The sequence below is a fragment of the Streptomyces sp. NPDC057099 genome, from assembly GCF_042671245.1.
Lineage (GTDB): Bacteria > Actinomycetota > Actinomycetes > Streptomycetales > Streptomycetaceae > Streptomyces > Streptomyces purpurascens.
The window spans coordinates 25,755-42,094 of the sequence record NZ_JBHUTX010000039.1; the positions used below are offsets into that span (position 1 = coordinate 25,755).

General features: G+C 69.3%; 17 protein-coding genes and 1 pseudogene. 10 read left to right on the forward strand and 8 right to left on the reverse strand.

Features of this window, described 5'->3' with window-relative positions:
- Window positions 1–21 precede the first annotated feature (21 nt).
- The 6 genes and pseudogenes from ACFT4A_RS32345 (at window position 22) to ACFT4A_RS32370 (ending at window position 4,293) form a co-directional block, all read left to right on the forward strand.
- On the forward strand, window positions 22–996 hold the full coding sequence (locus ACFT4A_RS32345) for a FecCD family ABC transporter permease (protein WP_382837347.1): 975 nt from the start codon (window positions 22–24) through the stop codon (window positions 994–996).
- Entirely contained in the window at window positions 993–1,793 is an 801-nt protein-coding gene (locus ACFT4A_RS32350) for an ABC transporter ATP-binding protein (protein ID WP_382837226.1), read from the forward strand. Before ACFT4A_RS32345 ends, ACFT4A_RS32350 begins: the two co-directional genes overlap by 4 nt.
- Before the next feature lie 204 nt (window positions 1,794–1,997).
- Window positions 1,998–2,225, forward strand: a pseudogene (locus tag ACFT4A_RS32355) (diaminopimelate decarboxylase); the annotation flags it as partial.
- A gap of 31 nt (window positions 2,226–2,256) precedes the next feature.
- Window positions 2,257–2,361 (forward strand): Loki-CTERM sorting domain-containing protein, encoded by a 105-nt coding sequence (locus ACFT4A_RS32360; protein WP_382837349.1) that lies wholly within the window; start codon window positions 2,257–2,259, stop codon window positions 2,359–2,361.
- A gap of 64 nt (window positions 2,362–2,425) precedes the next feature.
- Complete coding sequence (locus ACFT4A_RS32365; RefSeq protein ID WP_382837229.1) at window positions 2,426–3,523, forward strand: magnesium and cobalt transport protein CorA; 1,098 nt, start codon at window positions 2,426–2,428, stop codon at window positions 3,521–3,523.
- A gap of 62 nt (window positions 3,524–3,585) precedes the next feature.
- A complete protein-coding gene (locus tag ACFT4A_RS32370; protein ID WP_382837232.1) occupies window positions 3,586–4,293 on the forward strand; it encodes a 2-phosphosulfolactate phosphatase in 708 nt (235 codons plus the stop codon).
- Window positions 4,294–4,310: 17 nt separating this feature from the next.
- Here the strand turns inward: ACFT4A_RS32370 and ACFT4A_RS32375 are convergent, their stop codons facing one another.
- Window positions 4,311–5,315: an NADP-dependent oxidoreductase gene (locus tag ACFT4A_RS32375; RefSeq protein ID WP_382837235.1), complete on the reverse strand. Its 1,005-nt coding sequence runs from the start codon at window positions 5,313–5,315 to the stop codon at window positions 4,311–4,313.
- Between the two features lie 64 nt (window positions 5,316–5,379).
- Complete coding sequence (locus ACFT4A_RS32380; protein WP_382837238.1) at window positions 5,380–6,015, reverse strand: TetR family transcriptional regulator; 636 nt, start codon at window positions 6,013–6,015, stop codon at window positions 5,380–5,382.
- Between the two features lie 141 nt (window positions 6,016–6,156).
- On the opposite strand from ACFT4A_RS32380, the gene ACFT4A_RS32385 reads away from it, so the two are divergent.
- Window positions 6,157–7,008 (forward strand): alpha/beta fold hydrolase, encoded by an 852-nt coding sequence (locus tag ACFT4A_RS32385; RefSeq protein WP_382837240.1) that lies wholly within the window; start codon window positions 6,157–6,159, stop codon window positions 7,006–7,008.
- A 158-nt stretch (window positions 7,009–7,166) separates the two neighbouring features.
- Window positions 7,167–8,033 (forward strand): alpha/beta fold hydrolase, encoded by an 867-nt coding sequence (locus ACFT4A_RS32390; RefSeq protein ID WP_382837243.1) that lies wholly within the window; start codon window positions 7,167–7,169, stop codon window positions 8,031–8,033.
- Between the two features lie 58 nt (window positions 8,034–8,091).
- Here the strand turns inward: ACFT4A_RS32390 and ACFT4A_RS32395 are convergent, their stop codons facing one another.
- Together ACFT4A_RS32395 and ACFT4A_RS32400 are read right to left on the reverse strand one after the other, a co-directional pair.
- Window positions 8,092–8,664, reverse strand: coding sequence for a TetR/AcrR family transcriptional regulator (locus ACFT4A_RS32395; RefSeq protein WP_382837246.1), 573 nt, complete (start codon window positions 8,662–8,664; stop codon window positions 8,092–8,094).
- A gap of 132 nt (window positions 8,665–8,796) precedes the next feature.
- Complete coding sequence (locus ACFT4A_RS32400) at window positions 8,797–9,264, reverse strand: winged helix-turn-helix transcriptional regulator (RefSeq protein ID WP_382837249.1); 468 nt, start codon at window positions 9,262–9,264, stop codon at window positions 8,797–8,799.
- Between the two features lie 93 nt (window positions 9,265–9,357).
- Between ACFT4A_RS32400 and ACFT4A_RS32405 the strand changes: the two genes are divergently transcribed.
- Window positions 9,358–9,858 (forward strand): PaaI family thioesterase, encoded by a 501-nt coding sequence (locus ACFT4A_RS32405; RefSeq protein ID WP_382837251.1) that lies wholly within the window; start codon window positions 9,358–9,360, stop codon window positions 9,856–9,858.
- A gap of 57 nt (window positions 9,859–9,915) precedes the next feature.
- On the opposite strand, the gene ACFT4A_RS32410 is transcribed toward ACFT4A_RS32405, so the two are convergent.
- Window positions 9,916–10,983 (reverse strand): alkene reductase, encoded by a 1,068-nt coding sequence (locus ACFT4A_RS32410; protein ID WP_382837254.1) that lies wholly within the window; start codon window positions 10,981–10,983, stop codon window positions 9,916–9,918.
- A 278-nt stretch (window positions 10,984–11,261) separates the two neighbouring features.
- On the opposite strand from ACFT4A_RS32410, the gene ACFT4A_RS32415 reads away from it, so the two are divergent.
- Window positions 11,262–12,107 carry an LLM class flavin-dependent oxidoreductase gene (locus ACFT4A_RS32415; RefSeq protein WP_382837257.1) on the forward strand — a complete coding sequence of 282 codons (846 nt, stop codon included), beginning with the start codon at window positions 11,262–11,264 and terminating at the stop codon, window positions 12,105–12,107.
- A gap of 54 nt (window positions 12,108–12,161) precedes the next feature.
- Here ACFT4A_RS32415 and ACFT4A_RS32420 read toward each other — a convergent pair whose 3' ends face one another.
- The 3 genes from ACFT4A_RS32420 to ACFT4A_RS32430 form a co-directional block, all read right to left on the reverse strand.
- Window positions 12,162–13,928: an FAD-dependent oxidoreductase gene (locus ACFT4A_RS32420; RefSeq protein WP_382837260.1), complete on the reverse strand. Its 1,767-nt coding sequence runs from the start codon at window positions 13,926–13,928 to the stop codon at window positions 12,162–12,164.
- A 167-nt stretch (window positions 13,929–14,095) separates the two neighbouring features.
- Window positions 14,096–15,202 carry an ABC transporter substrate-binding protein gene (locus tag ACFT4A_RS32425; RefSeq protein ID WP_382837263.1) on the reverse strand — a complete coding sequence of 369 codons (1,107 nt, stop codon included), beginning with the start codon at window positions 15,200–15,202 and terminating at the stop codon, window positions 14,096–14,098.
- A gap of 199 nt (window positions 15,203–15,401) precedes the next feature.
- The gene (locus ACFT4A_RS32430) at window positions 15,402–16,301 is read right to left on the reverse strand and encodes a TauD/TfdA dioxygenase family protein (protein WP_382837266.1); all 900 of its coding nucleotides are present in this window, start codon (window positions 16,299–16,301) and stop codon (window positions 15,402–15,404) included.
- Window positions 16,302–16,340: the final 39 nt, after the last annotated feature.

Sequence of the window (16,340 nt, forward strand, 5' to 3'; positions counted from 1 at the left end):
CTGCTGGTGCTCGCCGCCGTCATGGTGGTGGCGGTGAGCATCGGAGCGGTCACCGTCCCGGTGGCCGACGTGTGGCGGATCCTCCTGCACCACCTCACCGGGCAGGGCGCCACCGCCGACCCGGCGACGGACCAGATCGTCTGGAGCTTCCGGGCTCCCCGCGTCGCCCTGGCCGCCCTGGTCGGCGCGGGCCTGGCCGTCGCCGGGGCGGTCCTGCAGACCCTGGTCTCCAACCCGCTCGCCGACCCGATCGTCCTGGGCTTCTCCTACGGAGCCTCGCTCGGGGCCGTCCTGGTCATCACCCTCGGCGGTGTCGCCCTCGGCAGCCTGGCCGGCCTCGGGGTGTCGGGTGCCGCGTTCGTCGGTGCCCTGGCGGCCGGAGCCCTGGTCTTCGCCCTGGGACAACGGCGGGGCCGCCTGGCCCCCACGCGCCTGGTCCTGGCCGGAGTCGCGGTCGGCTACGTGCTGCTGTCGATCACGAGCTTCGTCCAACTGCTGGCCACACCCACCGAGTTGCGGACGGTGATGTTCTGGATGCTGGGCAGCGTCGCCGGCGCGAAATGGGACCAACTGCCCACCATCACGGTGGTGGTCCTGACGAGCACCGTCGTACTGACCCTGTTCGGACGGCGGCTCAACGCCCTGCTGGCCGGCGACGAGTCCGCCACCGCGCTCGGCGTGGACGTCAACCGGCTGCGCGCCGTCCTGCTGGTCATCAGCGCGCTGCTCACCGGCACCGTCATCGCCGTCGCGGGCGGCATCGGCTTCGTCGGCCTGATGATCCCCCACCTGGTCCGCCTCACCGTGGGCGCCGACCACCGCAGGCTGCTGCCCCTGACCGCCCTCCTCGGAGCCGTCTACCTGGTCGTCGTGGACCTGCTCTCCCGCACCGTCAACCGCCCCAACGAACTGCCGCTGGGCATCCTCACCGCCCTGCTCGGCGCCCCCTTCTTCCTGTGGCTGCTGCGCCGCAACAAGGGCCTGGACACCGTATGAAACTGACCGTGGACCACCTCCACATCACCCTGGACCGCAAGCCGATCCTCCGCGAGGTGAACCTGGAGGCCGCCAAGGGTGACATCGTCGGGCTCGTGGGGCCCAACGGCAGCGGCAAGTCCACCCTGCTCCGCACGGTCTACCGCTCACTGCGCCCGGCGGACGGCGTCGTCAGAGTGGGGGACGACGACGTCTGGGCGCTGTCCGCGCGCACCGCCGCCCGCCGCACCGCAGCCGTGCTCCAGGACGCCGGCACCACCACCGGCCTGACCGTGACCGAGATCGTCGCCCTGGGCCGGACACCCCACCACGGACTCATGGGCCGGGACGGCGCCGAGGACCGCCGGGCCGTGGCGGAGGCCGTCGACCGCTGCGGCGTCGTACCCTTCGCGGACCGCGACTACGCCACCCTCTCCGGCGGCGAACGGCAACGCGTCCTCCTGGCCCGCGCCCTCGCCCAGCGCCCGCATCTCCTGGTCCTGGACGAACTCACCAACCATCTCGACATCCGCGCCCGTTTCGAACTCCTGGACCTGATCCGCAGCACCGGGATCACCACCCTGGCGGTCCTCCACGACCTCGACCTCGCCGCCCGGCTCTGCGACCACCTCGTCGTCCTCCACGAGGGCGAGGTGGTGGCGGCCGGACCGGTACTGGATGTCCTGACGCCGGACGTCCTGCGCGGCGTCTTCGGCGTACTGGGCAGGACGGAGCGGCACGAAGACGGCGTCGTCCGCATCACGTACGCGGCCCAGCCGCTCGCCCTCGGCCCGCCCGCCGTCAGCGTCCCGTCATGAAGGGTCGGCGGACCCGGCGACAGCGTCACCGGAGAGCCCCGGTACGCAACCCCGCACCGGGGTCGTCCGTCAGCCGGACCCTTCCAGGAGGCGTCCCATGCCAGAACTCTTGCCCGGAAGACCCGGAGCCTTTCGATCGCCTCGTGCGTGGCGTGGCCCGCCGCCTCCGCACACCCCCCTGTGAGCGCACGACCGCCGGATTCACGTCCCGCGCCGCGCCTGATCGGCCGGCGCGGCAGCGCGACCCGGCCCTGGTGACCGTTGTCGGCCGGCCCTGGTGACCGTTGTCGTGATCGCCGCCGACGCCCCGGAGACCCCCTCGCCGGCGCGTACCACCTGTCGGTGGCGAGCGGCTACCACCTGGTCTGCCGCCCGCCGGTGACCGCCGCGCGGGTCGGCCCTGCCCGGCTCCTCGTACGCCGGGAGTCCCTTGGCGGCCGTCTACGGCATGAACTTCGACCACATGCCCGAGCTGGGATGGCTGCTCGGCTACCCCGCGATGCTGATCATCACCGTGGCCCTGGTCACCCTCGTCTACCTGGTCTTCCGCAAGAAGCGCTGGCTCTGACGACCGGCTTGTCGCCATTTGGCACACTGTCCGGATCGGACGGTCCGGTGATGAAGGAGCCCGCATGTCAATGGTCGGCAACCTGCGCAAAGTCGCGAACCTGGCGCGGCGCGGTCGCCGCCGCGTGGATCTCAGCCACCCGGCCCGCTCGCCGCTCGGCTCGACGGTGGTCAATTGCGTCGTCTACCGCGACGGTCTCCGCGGGCCGGAATCGGACTCGGTGGAGGACGCCGTACGGCAGGTCCGCAAGCACCGGGGCAGCTTCGTCTGGCTGGGCCTGCACGAACCGGGCGAGGAGGAGATCGCCGGCGTCGCGGAACTGTTCGGCCTGCACCCGCTCGCCGTCGAGGACGCCGTCCACGCCCACCAGCGTCCCAAGGTCGAGCAGTACGGCGATGTCCTCTTCGCCGTCTTCAAGACCGTCACCTATGTCGAGCACGCCGAGCTCACCTCGACCAGCGAGGTGGTCAACACCGGCGAGATCATGGTTTTCACCGGCCCCGACTTCGTCGTCACGGTCCGCCATGGCCGCCACGGCTCCCTCGGTCCCCTGCGCGAGGACCTCGAAGCCGATCCCCGGCAGCTGGCCCATGGCCCCTCCGCCGTGCTGCACGCCATCGCCGACCATGTCGTCGACGACTACGTCAGGGTCGCCGACGCCGTCCAGATCGACATCGACCAGGTCGAGACCGATGTCTTCTCGCCGCGCAGTCCCCGCAACGCCGACGCCGGCCGTATCTACCAGCTCAAGCGGGAGCTCCTGGAACTGAAGCGGGCCGTCGTCCCGCTGGCCCGCCCCCTGGACCGGCTCGCCACCGAACCCCGCGGCTGTCTCGACACGGAGATACAGACGTACTTCCGGGACGTCGCCGACCACCTCACCCGCGTCACGGAGCAGATCAACTCCTTCGACGCCCTGCTCGACTCCATTCTCCAGGCCCACCTCGCGCAGGTGACCGTCGCCCAGAACGAGGACATGCGCAAGATCACCGCCTGGGCCGCGATCATCGCCGTGCCCACCATGGTGTGCGGCGTCTACGGCATGAACTTCGACCACATGCCCGAACTGCGCTGGCGCTTCGGCTACCCCCTCGTTCTCGCCGTCATCGCCACCGCCTGCTTCGTCATCCACCGCGGCTTCAAGCGCAACGGTTGGCTGTAGACGGCCGGGCCCCGACGCACCAGGCAAGCTCGACCTGCTGCACGGTCCGTCAGAATGGTGCGATGGAGCATCACTTCGTCGGCATACCGGAGTTGACCGGCGTTCCCCGTGTCGCCGTCGTCATCGATGTCATGCGCGCCTTCACCGTGGCTGCCTGGGCCTTCTCGCGTGGCGTCGAGAAGATCGTCCTGGCCTCGACGGAGAGTGAGGCACTCGCCCTGAAGGAGAGCCACCCGGGTTGGCTGGCTCTGAAGGACGGAGCTCCGGCAGCGGGCTTCGACGCGGTGAACTCACCTGGCCTGCTCCGGTCACGCGATTTCGCCGGTCGCACGCTGGTGCAGAAGACGACGGCAGGAACCGTGGGCGCGCTGGCCGTCGCGGACGCACCGCTGGTCCTGTGCGCGAGCTTCGTGGTGGCCGGCCCGACCGCGCGGTTCCTGCAGACCGAGGATTCCGGTCCGGTGACCTTCGTTGTCACCGGCGAGGGAGGCCAGGCCGACGAGGACCTGGCCTGCGCTGAATACATAGGTCAACGCATGGCCGGAGACGGTGTCGAAGCGGCCCCGTATCTCCACCGGGCGAGGACTTCCCGTGCCGCGGCAGACCTCGCCGACGGGCGGCGGAGCGGCTACCACCCGGACGATGTCGATCTCTGCCTGGACATCGACAGGTTCTCCTTCGCGATGGTGGCTCGCCGGGAAGAGTCTCTGACGGTGCTCCGTCCCGTCCCGGTGCCTGACATCCCGCCCCCCGCCCGTGGCTCGGGGTGACTCTCGAATCCATTCCCTCAGGTCATCTTGACGACGACTTTGCCCGCCTTCGCGCGCCCATCCTCCGCGTACTCCAGCGCTTCATGGGTCGACTCGAACGGGAACACGGTGTCCACGACGGGTCGGATCCTGCCGGCCTCGATGAGGGCAGTGAGCTCGCGCAGCTGGTCCCCGCTGGCCTTCATGAACAGGAACGAGTAGGTCACGTTGCGGCGCCGGGCGCGTCGTCGGGTCCGGAAACTCAGCGCGGACATCACCAGCCGGATGATCGGATTCGCTCCCAGCTCCCTGGCGAAAGCGGCGTCGGGAGGACCCGCGACACTGATGGCCTTCCCGCCGGGCTTGAGCACGTCCAGGGACTTCGCGAGCGTCTCACCGCCGAGCGAGTCCAGGACGACGTCATAGTCGTGCAGCACCGTCTCGAACGCCTGCTTCTTGTAGTCGACGACAACGTCCGCGCCCAGACGCTTCACCAGGTCGACGTTGGCCGTGCTCGTGGTGGTCGCCACGTGTGCCCCCAGCTGCTTCGCCAGCTGGATGGCGATGGTGCCCAGGCCACCGGAACCCGCGTGGATGAGAACCTTCTGGCCCGGCTGGACATCGGCTCGCTCGACCAGCACCTGCCAGGTGGTCAGGGCGACCAGCGGAAGGGACGCGGCCTCCTCCATGGTCAGCGTGGTCGGCTTGGCGGCCACGTCGTTCTGGTGCACCGCGATGAGTTCGGCGAAGGTGCCGATCCGGTCCTTGTCGGGCCTCGCGTAGACCTCGTCGCCCACCGCGAACCGCGTGACGGACGCACCCACTTCGACCACCACTCCGGCCAGGTCGTTGCCCAGGACGAACGGGACCTTGTAGGGCAGGATCGTCTTCATCTCCCCGTCCCGGATCATCCGGTCGAGCGGGTTGATGCTCGCGGCCCGGATCCGGACCAGCACATCGTCAGGGCCCACCTTCGGATCCGGCACGTCGCCGGCGCGCACGCCGGCCTTGTCGCCGTAGCGCTCCACCGTGAAGGCTCTCATGGTCGTCTCCGTATCTCGTCCGCAAGCGGACCGGGTGAGGTGCGTAGAGTTTATTGGATTATGTTCATAATGCTATGAGGTCGGTCGGCGGGTCGCAAGTGGATCCGCCCCTCTCGGGCTCATGCTCGACGTCCAGCAGGCTGAAGGTGTTGCGGATGCCCTGTTCGAGCAGTTCGTCGGCGAGCTGCCTGTCGGTGAGGGCTCGGGGGAGCTGGAGCGTGCCGGCCATCATGGCGTAGGCGCTGAGCACCTTGGTGCGGACCGAGAGTGGATCGTCGGGTGCCAGGCGGGCGGCGATGCCGTCGATGACCATCAGCACGCCGTCGGTGTACGCCTGCCTGGTCGGCTCGGTGCAGCGCCGGAGCTCGTCGAGCAGGGCGGCGGAGGGGCAGCCGTCGTCGGGGCTGTCGCGGTGCCGGGCGGACAGGTACCACCGGACGATCTGCTCGAGCCCGGCGCGGCCGGGTGTCGCCTGCGCGGCGATGGTCGTGTTCTGTGCCCGCAGCTGGTCGGCGACCGTGGTGGCCACGAGGTCGCCCTTCGACGCGAAGTGGGTGCAGAGGGCGCCGTTGGTCGGCCCGGCGTCTTTCATGAGTGCCGAGATGCCCGAGCCGTCGATGCCGTCCCGCTTGAACCGGCGTCCGGCCGCCTCGATGATCCGCTGTCTGGTCGCCCACTTGTGCTCTTGCCCGTATCGCACCGCGCGCTCCTTCCCTCGCCGGAGCGGGTGCTTGTGGCCCGCCGCCCTCCATGCGTAATATTATGAACGTAATGTAATGGCGCAGGCGTGCCGCGTGCTGCGTCAAAGGGCGCCGGTGATGAGAACTCCGAGAGGGACATCGTGAGCACATATCTGGCAGACAGGGCCGAGGACCTCGCTGTCGAGGGTCCGTCCGCGAGGTTCGCCTATCGGCGGATGGGTCCGCGGGGCGGCGTCCCGCTGGTCCTCCTGAACCGCTTCCGCGGGACCATCGACTGGTGGGACCCGGAGTTCCTGGACCGTCTGGCCGCCGACCACGACGTGATCGTGTTCGACAACGTCGGCGTCGGCTACACCGGCGGTGAGCCGCGCGACTCCCTCGAGGGATTCGCTCAGGGGGCCATCGAGTTCATCGACGCACTCGGCCTCGCGCAGGCCGACCTGCTCGGCTGGTCCCTGGGTGGCATCGTGGCCCAGCGTGTGGCCGTACGACGCCCCGAGCTGGTGCGCAGGCTCGTCGTGGCGGGCAGCGGCCCGGCCGGCTGGGTGCCCGACGCTCCGCCCTTCAGTGAGAAGGTCCTGGGCATCATGGCCAAGCCCGATGCCGACCTGGAGGACATGCTGTACCTCTTCTACCCCGAGACGGAGGCGGCCCGTGCTTCTGGGCACGAGCACTTCGACCACGTCTCGACCCGGCTCGCGAACGGCGGCCCCGCGGTCTCCGAGCCGGCGGCCCAGGGGATGCTCACCGCGGCGGCCACGCTCCTGGCGGCCCCCTTCGATCAGGTGGTGGCGGAACTGGAGGCCATCAAGCATCCCGTCCTGTACGCGAACGGCCTGGACGATGTGATGATCCCCGCCCACAACTCCTACGTCGCGGTCCAGCACCTCGACAACGCCACTCTCGTGCTCTACGCCGGCGCCGGCCATGCGTTCCTCTTCCAGTACGCCAAGGCCTTTACCCGGCAGGTGGCCGACTTCCTCGCCGCCTGACGACCCACGGGCGAGCGACGCCCTTTCGTTCGGCTCGCACACTTGTGAGCCCATGGAATTATGATCATACTTTAATCATTGACGTGATGCCGAGGGGCCGGACCGCTCCGGGATCCGGCCCCGACGGCCTTCGACCGTCACCACCGAAGGGAACGACCATGCAGGATTCACAGGAAGTACGAGGCGACGTGATGACGTCGTACCAGAGCGCACCGACCCGCACCATCGCCGCCGGGGGAGTGGCCTTCGCCTACCGAGAGCTCGGCCCCCGGTCCGGCGTCCCGGTGGTCTTCCTCACCCACCTCGCGGCGGTTCTCGACAACTGGGACCCCAGGGTTGTCGACGGCATCGCCGCCAAGCGTCACGTCATCACGTTCGACAACAGAGGCGTCGGCGCTTCCAGCGGCTCGACGCCGCGCACCATCCACGCCATGGCGAAGGACGCCGTCACCTTCATACGGGCGCTCGGGCTCCAGCGCGTCGATCTCCACGGCTTCTCGATGGGCGGCATGATCGCCCAGGTGATCGCGCAGACCGACCCGGGCCTCGTTCGTAAGCTGATCCTCACCGGTACCGGTCCCGCGGGCGGCGAGGGCATCAAGGGCGTGACCCGGCTGTCCCACCTCGACACCGTCCGAGGTCTGCTCACCCTGCAGGACCCGAAGCAGTTCCTCTTCTTCACCCGCACCGCCCAGGGGCGCCGGGCGGGCAAGGACTTCCTGGCCCGACTGAAGGAGCGCACCCAGGACCGGGACGCGGCGATCTCTCTCGCGTCGTACGGAGCCCAGCTCAAGGCAATTCACCGTTGGGGGCTGGAGCGGCCCCAGGATCTCTCCGTCATTCACCAGCCCGTGCTCGTCGCGAACGGCGAGAGCGACAGGATGGTTCCGAGTCAGAACTCGGTCGACCTGGCACGGCGCCTGCCGAACAGCGAGTTGGTGCTCTACCCCGACGCCGGCCACGGCGGCATCTTCCAGTTCCACCGGCAGTTCGTGGAGACGGCTCTCGAGTTCCTCGAACGGTAGAAGGTGTGCGGCGCGTTCGTCACCTGGGCCCACGTGGGGCTGCCGTCGGCGGTTCCCCTCACCTCATGAACGCGAGGGCGTTCTCGATTCCCTGCTCAAGGACCTCATCGGCGAACTTCCGGTCGGACAGGGCACGGGACAGCTGCAACGTCCCCACCATCATGGTGAAGAGCCCGATGGCCTTGGCCCGGGCGGACCCTGGGTCCTCCGGCGTCAGGCGGGCGGAGATCTCCTCCACGACGGCCCGCGCCCCGTCGGTGTAAGCCTGCTTGGTCCCCTCTTCGCAGCGGCCGATCTCGTCGAGCAGGGCGGCGGACGGGCATCCGAGGCCGGGGTGGTCCCGATGTTCGGGGGACAGGTACTCGCGAATGAGGTCGTCGAGTCCCTGGCGACCGGGCCGCAGGGTGCCGTACCTGGCGACCTGTGTGCGCAGTTCGTCGGTCACGACATGGGCGACGAGGTCGTCCTTGGAGGCGAAGTGGGCGTAGAACGCTCCGTTGGTGAGCCCCGCGTCCGACATCAGCGTGGAGATGCCCGAACCGTCGATGCCGTCCTGCTTGAACCGCTGGCCGGCCTTCTCGATGATCCGTTGCCGCGTCACCTGCTTGTGCTCCTTGGCGTAGCGCACCACGAGCTTCCTCCAATCGCTCCGTGAGGCCGTCGCCCCGCGCCCAAGCCGTCGATGGCCTGACGTACGTAATACTATAACCGGCAGGTGAACGCGGCTGCTGGTCTGTGACCCTGCGGACCGGGCGCCGATGGTTCACGACCGGAGCCGAGCGCCAGGCCCCAGCCGGGCCGTGACCTCCCCAGGGGTGAGGGCGGAGTGCTCCGCGGAGCACTCGACGACGACGCGGACCGGAGCGTCGCAGTCGGTGTGGCGGACGTCCAGCACGGGGCCGTCGGGGCCGAGGGCGTGCCTCTCGCCCCACTGGCTCAGTGCCATCAGGACGGGCCACAGGTCCCAGCCTTTGCGTGTCAGGCGGTACTCGTTGCGGGAGCGGCTGCCCGGCTCCCGGTAGGGGACGGTCTTCAGGATGCCGGTCGAGATCAGCTTCCGGAGGCGGTCGCTGAGAACGGCCTCCGACAGGCCGATATGGCGGTGGAAGTCGTCGAAGCGGCGGACTCCGTTGACGGCGTCACGCAGGATCAGCAACGTCCATTTCTCTCCGACCACGTCGAGCGTGCGTTGGACGGGGCAGTTCTCCGTGCTCGCTTCAAGCCACTCCATCCCGCCATCGTAAGGGCCTGGCTTCGTCATTGACAGTCAGGTGAGCGGGAGTCTAGCTTCACTTGAAAAAGTCAGAGGGGAAGGCGCCGGGCTGTGGGACGAACACGTGCGTATCAATGGGAGGATCCCGCGATCCTGGCGGAGGCCGCCGGGCGCATGGCCGGTATCGACTTCCTGCGCGAGCTGCAGGCCGGGCGGATGCCGGGGCCGCCCATCAGCCACACCCTCGACTTCACCCTGGACGAGGTGGAGCCCGGAAAGGCGGTCTTCTCGCTGACGCCGGGGGAGGAGCACTACAACCCGATCGGCAGCGTGCACGGCGGCGTCTTCGCCACTCTGCTCGACTCGGCGGCGGGATGCGCCGTCCAGTCCACCCTCCCGCAGGGCATGGCGTACACCTCGCTCGACCTGACGGTGAAGTTCCTGCGGCGGATCACCGCGGACACGGGAGTGGTGCGCGCCATCGGCACGGTTGTCAGTCAGGGCCGTCAAACCGCCCTGGCTCAGGCGCAGTTGCTCGACGCGAAGGACCGCCTGCTCGCCCACGCCACCAGTAGCTGCATGCTCTTCCCGGTGCCTCCCTCGCAAGGGTGAGCCGCAGTCGTGTTGAGACGCCCGAAGGCTGAGTCCCCTCGGGCGTCAGGCGCTTCGTCAGGCGGCGTGGGAGGGGTAGTCCGTGTAACCGGCCGCGCCGCCGCCGTAGAAGGTGTTGGGGTCGGGGGTGTTCAGCGGCGCCCCGGAGCGTACGCGCTCGACCAGGTCGGGGTTGGCGAGGGCCATGGTGCCGACGGCGATGACGTCGGCCACGCCGTCATCGATGTCCTTGGCGCGGGTGGCGATGTCGGTGCCGGCCCGGTTGAGGATCAGCGTGGCCGGCCACAGCTCGCGGAGGGTGGAGAGGAGTTCCTCGTCGCCGCCGTGGCCTATGTGCAGATAGGCGAGGTCGAGGGGGGCGAGGGCGCGCAGGAGGTGCGGGTAGAGCTCGTGGGGGTCGCTCTCTTCGAGGTCGTTGAGCTGGAAGGGGTTGCCGGGGGAGATCCGGATGCCGGTGCGGCCGGCGCCGATCTCGTCGGCCACGGCCGTGGCGACCTCCACCGCGAAACGGATGCGGTTGTCGAGGGAGCCGCCGTACTGGTCGGTGCGCTGGTTGGCGCTGGGGAAGAGGAACTGGTTGACCAGGTAGCCGTTGGCCCCGTGGATCTCGACGCCGTCGGCGCCGGCCGCGATGGCTGCCGCGGCGGCGCGCCGGAAGTCGTCGACGGTCGCGGCGACCTCCTCGGTGGACAACTCGCGCGGCACCGGCATCTCCTGGAGTCCGGACGCGGTGAACGTGAGCCCCGCCGGCTTGATCGCGGAGGGGGCCACCGGCTGCCGGTGGTGGGGGGTGTTGTCCGGGTGGGCGATGCGCCCGGCGTGCATCAGCTGGATGACGATGCGGCCGTCCTCCTTGTGGACGGCGTCGGTGACCTTGCGCCAGCCGGCGATGTGTTCCTCGGTGTGGATGCCTGGGGTCACCGGGTAGCCCTGGCCGTCGGCGGAGGGCTGGGTTCCCTCGGTGATGATCAGCGCGTGCGAGGCGCGCTGGGCGTAGTACTCGGCGTTCAGCTCGGTCGGTACGCCCTCCGGCGTGGACCGGCTGCGGGTCAGGGGGGCCATGGCCAGCCGGTGCGGCAGGGGGATCTCTCCGGCGACGGTCGGGTTCCACAGGGTGTTCAGCATGGGTGATTCCTCGGATGGATGAGTGGTGGATCGCTAAAGGGGTCGGGGTGGAGCCGGCCTCCTCTATAAAAGTATGATCGTAATTCTATGCGGGCGGGACGTGGAGCCGCAAGCGGGCCCTAATCGGTTTGCCCGACAGGCCAACTCGTCCTACGGTGAGTCCACTTCGACGAGACGTTCCCCAGAAGCACGCCGCAGAGCGGGAGCGTCCCACCTCGCTGAGGTGCCGGAGGGGCGGCAGCAGTCTTTGTCGACCCTTCCTTTCGGAGGCTTCCTTCATGAACGTCGGTATCGGCCTGCCCATCGGCGACCCTGTCACCCTGCTCACCTGGGCCCAGCGCGCCGACGCCGGGCCCTTCAGCACGCTCGGCATGCTCGACCGGCTCGTCTACGACAACCCCGAACCCCTGGTCGCGCTCGGCGTCCTCGCGGGCGCCACCTCCCGCATCCGCGTCCAGACCGAGGTGCTGCTCGCCCCGCTGCGCGACACCGCGCTCCTCGCCAAGCAGGCCGCCACCTTGGACCGGATGACCGGTGGCCGCCTGAGCCTCGGCCTGGGCATCGGCGGCCGGGACGACGACCACCAGGTCGCGGGCGTCGACCCGCGCACCCGAGGCCGGCGCCTCGACGGGCAGATGGAGGTGATGCGCCGCTTGTGGTCCGGCGAGTCGTACGGCGACGGCGTCGGACCGATCGGTCCTGAGCCCGCCCGGCCCGGCGGCCCCGAGGTCCTCTTCGGCGGCTTCAAGCCCGCCGCGATCGAACGCGTCGCGCGCTGGGGTGACGGCTTCATCGCCGCCGCGGCGCCCTCCTGGGCGGGCGGACTGTTCGACACCGCCCGCAGGTTCTGGAAGGAGCACGGCCGCGACGGCGAACCACGCCTCGTCGCCCAGGTCAACGTCGCCCTCGGCCCGGACGACGTGGTCCATGACGCCCGGACCCACATACACGCGTACTACACCTTCACCGGCATGGCCGACCGGATGGTGGCCGGAATGCTCACCACGCCGGCCGAGATCCGCGAGGCGATCGCCGCCTTCGCCGACCTCGGCGCCGACGAGGTCATGCTCTACTGCTACGGCATCGACCCGAACCAGGTGGACCGCCTCGCGGACGTCCTGTGACGGTGGCGCCCGCTCGGCCGAGAGGCCGCTGCGCAGCCGCGCCTCCAAGGGCCTTCAGCCGATGTCGAAGACATTCGGCAGCCTGAGGAGATAGCGGGTGCGGTCGTGTCGCTTGAATGCCTCCAACTCCGGGGCCCGGTACAAGGGGGTCACGGTGCACCGCTCGGCGGTCGAGCCGATCCGTTCCAGCAGGGCGTTGACGGCCTGCCGGGCCGAGGAGTTGGCGCCCTCCATGGTGGCGAGATCGATGGGCACGGCCACATAGTCGCCGGCCAGGAACAGGTTGGGGATCTTCGTGGCCGACCGCGGGCGGTGGTGGAAGGTCCCCACCGGGTGGATGAGCAGCTGTTCCTCGTTGACGGGGTGCGGCGTGCCGAGTCCGTCCACGGCCGGATCGAGGAACCAGGAGTGCAGCACGGAGTCCTTCAGGACCGTACGGCCGCTGTCGTTGAGCGCCGCCTTCAACTGCGCCCACACCTCACGGGCGACTTCGGTACGGGTGCATTGCTTGGCCGTCTTGCCGTACAGGATGCCCGGGCGGTCCCACTCGGAGACGTCCACGGACAGACAGTCCGCTACCGTGCCGTCGCCGAAGTCGGCCGGGAAGTCGTGGCCCGGCCAGTGCTGGGCCTGCGCGATCGCGGTCAGCGACCACGGGGAGTCGATGAGGTCGAGGTGGCCGTGCAGGATCGGCGTACGTTCGGTCAGGTAGAACTGAATGCCGGTCATCCAGTCCGTCTCCAGCTGGTCGCACTCGGCCAGTTGGGGGTCGGCGGCGCGTACGGCGGAGTTCCAGGTGCGGCGGGCGTGCTCGACCGGCATCGCCGAGATGTAGTGGTCGGCGGTGACGGTCCGGCGCGCGCCTCCCGGGTCCTCCACGACGGCTCCGGCGATCGCACCCGCGCCCAGGGTCAGGTCCCGTACGGTCCAGCCGACGCGGAACTCGACGCCGAGGGACTTCAGGTACGTCACCCAGGGGTCGATCCAGGCCTCGTTGGTGGGCGCGTTGAGGATCCGGTCCAGCGGTCCGTCCGCGCCGCGCCCGAGGAGGTTGAAGGCGAAGGCCTCCAGCAGGGTGGCGACGGTACGGGTGCTGGCCTCCTCCGCCTTGGTGGCCACGATGTTGCGGGTGATACCGACGGCGAGGATCCGCTGGTAGTCGTAGGACATCCGTCCGGCCCGGACGAACTCCCACCACGGCGTCCGCTCCCAGACGTCGTCGCGGCGCTCGTCGCAGCTGGTGAGGAAGACCAGGAAGCGGTTGGCGAAGTAGAGGGCCTCGTGGAGGGGGAGGTTGAAGGCCGTGTCCAGAACCGAGGTGAAGGCGCGGCGGATCTCGTCGGGGGTGAGTTCGGCCGGGGTGTTGCCGGGCCAGGGCAGCGGGATCCGGATGTCCTCGCGGCCGCCCGACCGGGCGAACAGCATCTCCTTGGGGGCGACGAGGTTGTCGTGGACACCGCCCGGGTTCCCGGGGAACGGGATGCGCCGCATGGTGTCGGGCAGGTTGTGGTAGATGCCGGGGATGAAGCGGAAGCCGTGCTCTCCCGGCAGGGGGCGGCGGCCGCCCGTGCCGCTGCCCGGTACGTCCATGCTGCGGGCCTTGCCGCCCAGCGCCTTGCGTTCGTAGACCGTGACCCGGAAGCCGCGCTCGGCGAGTTCGTGCGCGGCCGTCAGTCCGGCGACGCCCCCGCCCAGCACAGCCACCGTCTGCGGTGCCGCGCCGCTCTCCGCCGAAGCCCGCTCGGCGGTTCCGAGGGCGACGACCCCGCTGCCGGCGGCCGCGGCCGTGCCCAGGAACCCTCTGCGCGTGGTGCCGCCCATCGCTACCCCTTACCGTCGGTAACATCGGCGCATGAGGATAGGGGCGAGGGAGCCATCCCGGAAGACGGCTGACGTGACTTTGACTTGATGCCGCATCACCCGGCGACGGTCGGGAGAGGTGTGGCCGTGGCACCGGACGGTGCGGTCGTCAGGTCGGCCGGTTGCCGCTATCCGACGCCGAGACCGGCGTCGTCGACCTCGTCCTTGCCTTCGGACTTGAGGACCTTGTTGAGCGGTGCCAGGTCGTAGATGTCCTTCAGGTCGGGCTTCTCCAACAGACCGGCCTTCACCGCGTGCTCCGCTTCGGTGTCGAGGGTGGAGGCCAGCGGATCGTCGAGGAAGGTGATGGACTTCCAGGCCGGGTCGATGACGTCGGCGGGCAGGGCCTTGCCCGACAGCTTCGCCAGCGCTTCGTTGGCGGACGCCTTGGCCTTCTCCGGGTTGGCGTTGATCCACTCGTTGGTCTTCACCGAGCCGCGCAGCACCGCCTCGACGACGTCCGGGTGCTCCTTGAGGAACTGCTGCCGCACGATGATGTTCGTGATGACGAACTTCTTGTCGGGCCACAGCGACGCCTCGTCGAGCAGCACCTTGCCACCCTCGGCGACCAGCTTGGACGCGGTCGGCTCCGGTACCCAGGCGCCGTCGATGGAACCGGACTTGTAGGCGTCCGGGGTGATCTTGTTGTCGGTGCGGACGACGGAGACGTCCCCCTTGCCGCTCTGCGCGTCGACCTTCCAGCCCTGCTCCGCGATCCAGTTGAGGAACGCGACATCCTGGGTGTTGCCGAGCTGCGGCGTGGCGATCTTCTTGCCCTTGAGATCGTCCACGGACTTGACCTTGTCCGGGTTGACGACGAGCTTCACACCGCCGGAGGCGGAACCGCCGATGATCCGCAGGTTCTTGCCGTTCGACTTGGTGTAGCCGTTGATCGCGGGGGAGGGGCCGATCCAGCCGATGTCGATGGAGCCGCCGTTCAGCGCCTCGATCTCGGAGGGGCCTGCGTTGAACGTCGAGGGCTTGATCGTGGTGCCGCCGAGTTCCTTCTGGAGGAGACCCTCCTGGACGCCCACCAGAGCGGTGGCGTGCGTGAGGTTGGGGAAGTAGCCGATCTTCACTTCGCCGGCGGAGAGCTTCTCGGCGTCCGCCGCGACTCCGCTCTGCTGGTCGTCGTCCGTGTTCTCGGAACCGTAGCCGCAGGCGGTGAGCAGGAGGGGGAGCGCGGCTGTGACGGCGAGGATGCGCAGGGCGGTGAACGGTCTTCCGGCAGACACGAAGGGGTCCTCTCAGGGATGAGTGATCAGGGAGCTGCGAAGCGGTGACAAGGCCCGACGGGCCTGATTCCTAGCTTTCCTATCTGGTTGCTGGGGATAGTGGCAGAAGGTCGCCTCCGCCCCAAGAGGTTGTTCGCATGATGGACGCATCGGGCGGGCGGCCGGGAGGGGACCCGTCCCTCCCGGCCGCCCGGGTGGTTCAGGAGGCCGCGGGTGTGTAGTGGGAGGCGTCGTCTCCCTCGACGACGTGGCTGAGGGTGCCGTCGATGCCGGCGGGGACATCCCCCGCGACGGTCACGCGGTGGAGGAGCCGGGGCAGGTCGCCGTAGTCGTCGGGGGCGTAGTGCTGGGTGATGCGGTTGTCGAACAGGACGACGTCGCCGGGCGTCCAGGCGACGCGCACGATGTTCTCCGGACGGGTGACGTACGCCTGGAAGATGCGCAGCAGATCGCGGGAGTCGGACGGGCCGAGGCCGACGATGCTCTGGGCGAAGCCGCCGATGAACAGGCCCCGTTCCCCGGTCTCGGGGTGGACGCGGACGACCGGGTGGGCGGTGCGGTACTTGCGGGAGACGAACCGCTTGCGGTGTTCGGCGGCCTTGTCGTTCTTCGGGGCGGCGTAGTCGTAGTCGTTGGTGTGGACGGCCCACAGCTTGTCGGCCAGCTCGCGCAGCGGCTCGGGCAGGTCCCGGTAGGCGGCGGCCGAGTTGGCGATGAGGGTGTTGCCGCCGTAGGGCGGGACCACGATGCTGCGCAGTGTGGAGGCCTTGGGGGGTGTGCGCACGAAGGTGACGTCCGTGTGCCAGCGGTTGGCGCGGATGCCTTCGTCGCCGTCGACGGGCAGGATCTGGGGCCGGCCTTCCACGGAGGGCACGGTGGGGTGTGCGGTGGTGAGTTCGCCGAAGAGGGAGGCGAAGCGGAGCTGGCCGGCGTCGTCGAGGTTCTGGTCGCGGAAGACGAGGGCCTTGTGTTCCAGGAGGGCGGAGTTGATCTCCGTGACGATGGCGGGGTCGAGGTCGCCGGAGAGGTCCACGCCGAGGATCTCGGCGCCGATACGGCCGCCGATCCTGCGGATGTCGAAGCCGGTGCTGGTGGTCATGTGCGGGTCTTCCTTTCGGGCAGCGAACGGTGAAGAGGT

What these genes read in the sequence shown, in the direction of transcription:
- ACFT4A_RS32420 (WP_382837260.1), bottom strand. Translation starts at nt 13,928, where the DNA reads ATGGGCGGCACCACGCGCAGAGGGTTCCTGGGCACGGCCGCGGCCGCC.
- ACFT4A_RS32345 (WP_382837347.1), top strand. Translation starts at nt 22, where the DNA reads ATGGTGGTGGCGGTGAGCATCGGAGCGGTCACCGTCCCGGTGGCCGAC.
- ACFT4A_RS32365 (WP_382837229.1), top strand. Translation starts at nt 2,426, where the DNA reads ATGTCAATGGTCGGCAACCTGCGCAAAGTCGCGAACCTGGCGCGGCGC.
- ACFT4A_RS32350 (WP_382837226.1), top strand. Translation starts at nt 993, where the DNA reads ATGAAACTGACCGTGGACCACCTCCACATCACCCTGGACCGCAAGCCG.
- ACFT4A_RS32370 (WP_382837232.1), top strand. Translation starts at nt 3,586, where the DNA reads ATGGAGCATCACTTCGTCGGCATACCGGAGTTGACCGGCGTTCCCCGT.
- ACFT4A_RS32390 (WP_382837243.1), top strand. Translation starts at nt 7,167, where the DNA reads ATGCAGGATTCACAGGAAGTACGAGGCGACGTGATGACGTCGTACCAG.
- ACFT4A_RS32400 (WP_382837249.1), bottom strand. Translation starts at nt 9,264, where the DNA reads ATGGAGTGGCTTGAAGCGAGCACGGAGAACTGCCCCGTCCAACGCACG.
- ACFT4A_RS32375 (WP_382837235.1), bottom strand. Translation starts at nt 5,315, where the DNA reads ATGAGAGCCTTCACGGTGGAGCGCTACGGCGACAAGGCCGGCGTGCGC.
- ACFT4A_RS32430 (WP_382837266.1), bottom strand. Translation starts at nt 16,301, where the DNA reads ATGACCACCAGCACCGGCTTCGACATCCGCAGGATCGGCGGCCGTATC.
- ACFT4A_RS32360 (WP_382837349.1), top strand. Translation starts at nt 2,257, where the DNA reads ATGCCCGAGCTGGGATGGCTGCTCGGCTACCCCGCGATGCTGATCATC.
- ACFT4A_RS32415 (WP_382837257.1), top strand. Translation starts at nt 11,262, where the DNA reads ATGAACGTCGGTATCGGCCTGCCCATCGGCGACCCTGTCACCCTGCTC.
- ACFT4A_RS32410 (WP_382837254.1), bottom strand. Translation starts at nt 10,983, where the DNA reads ATGCTGAACACCCTGTGGAACCCGACCGTCGCCGGAGAGATCCCCCTG.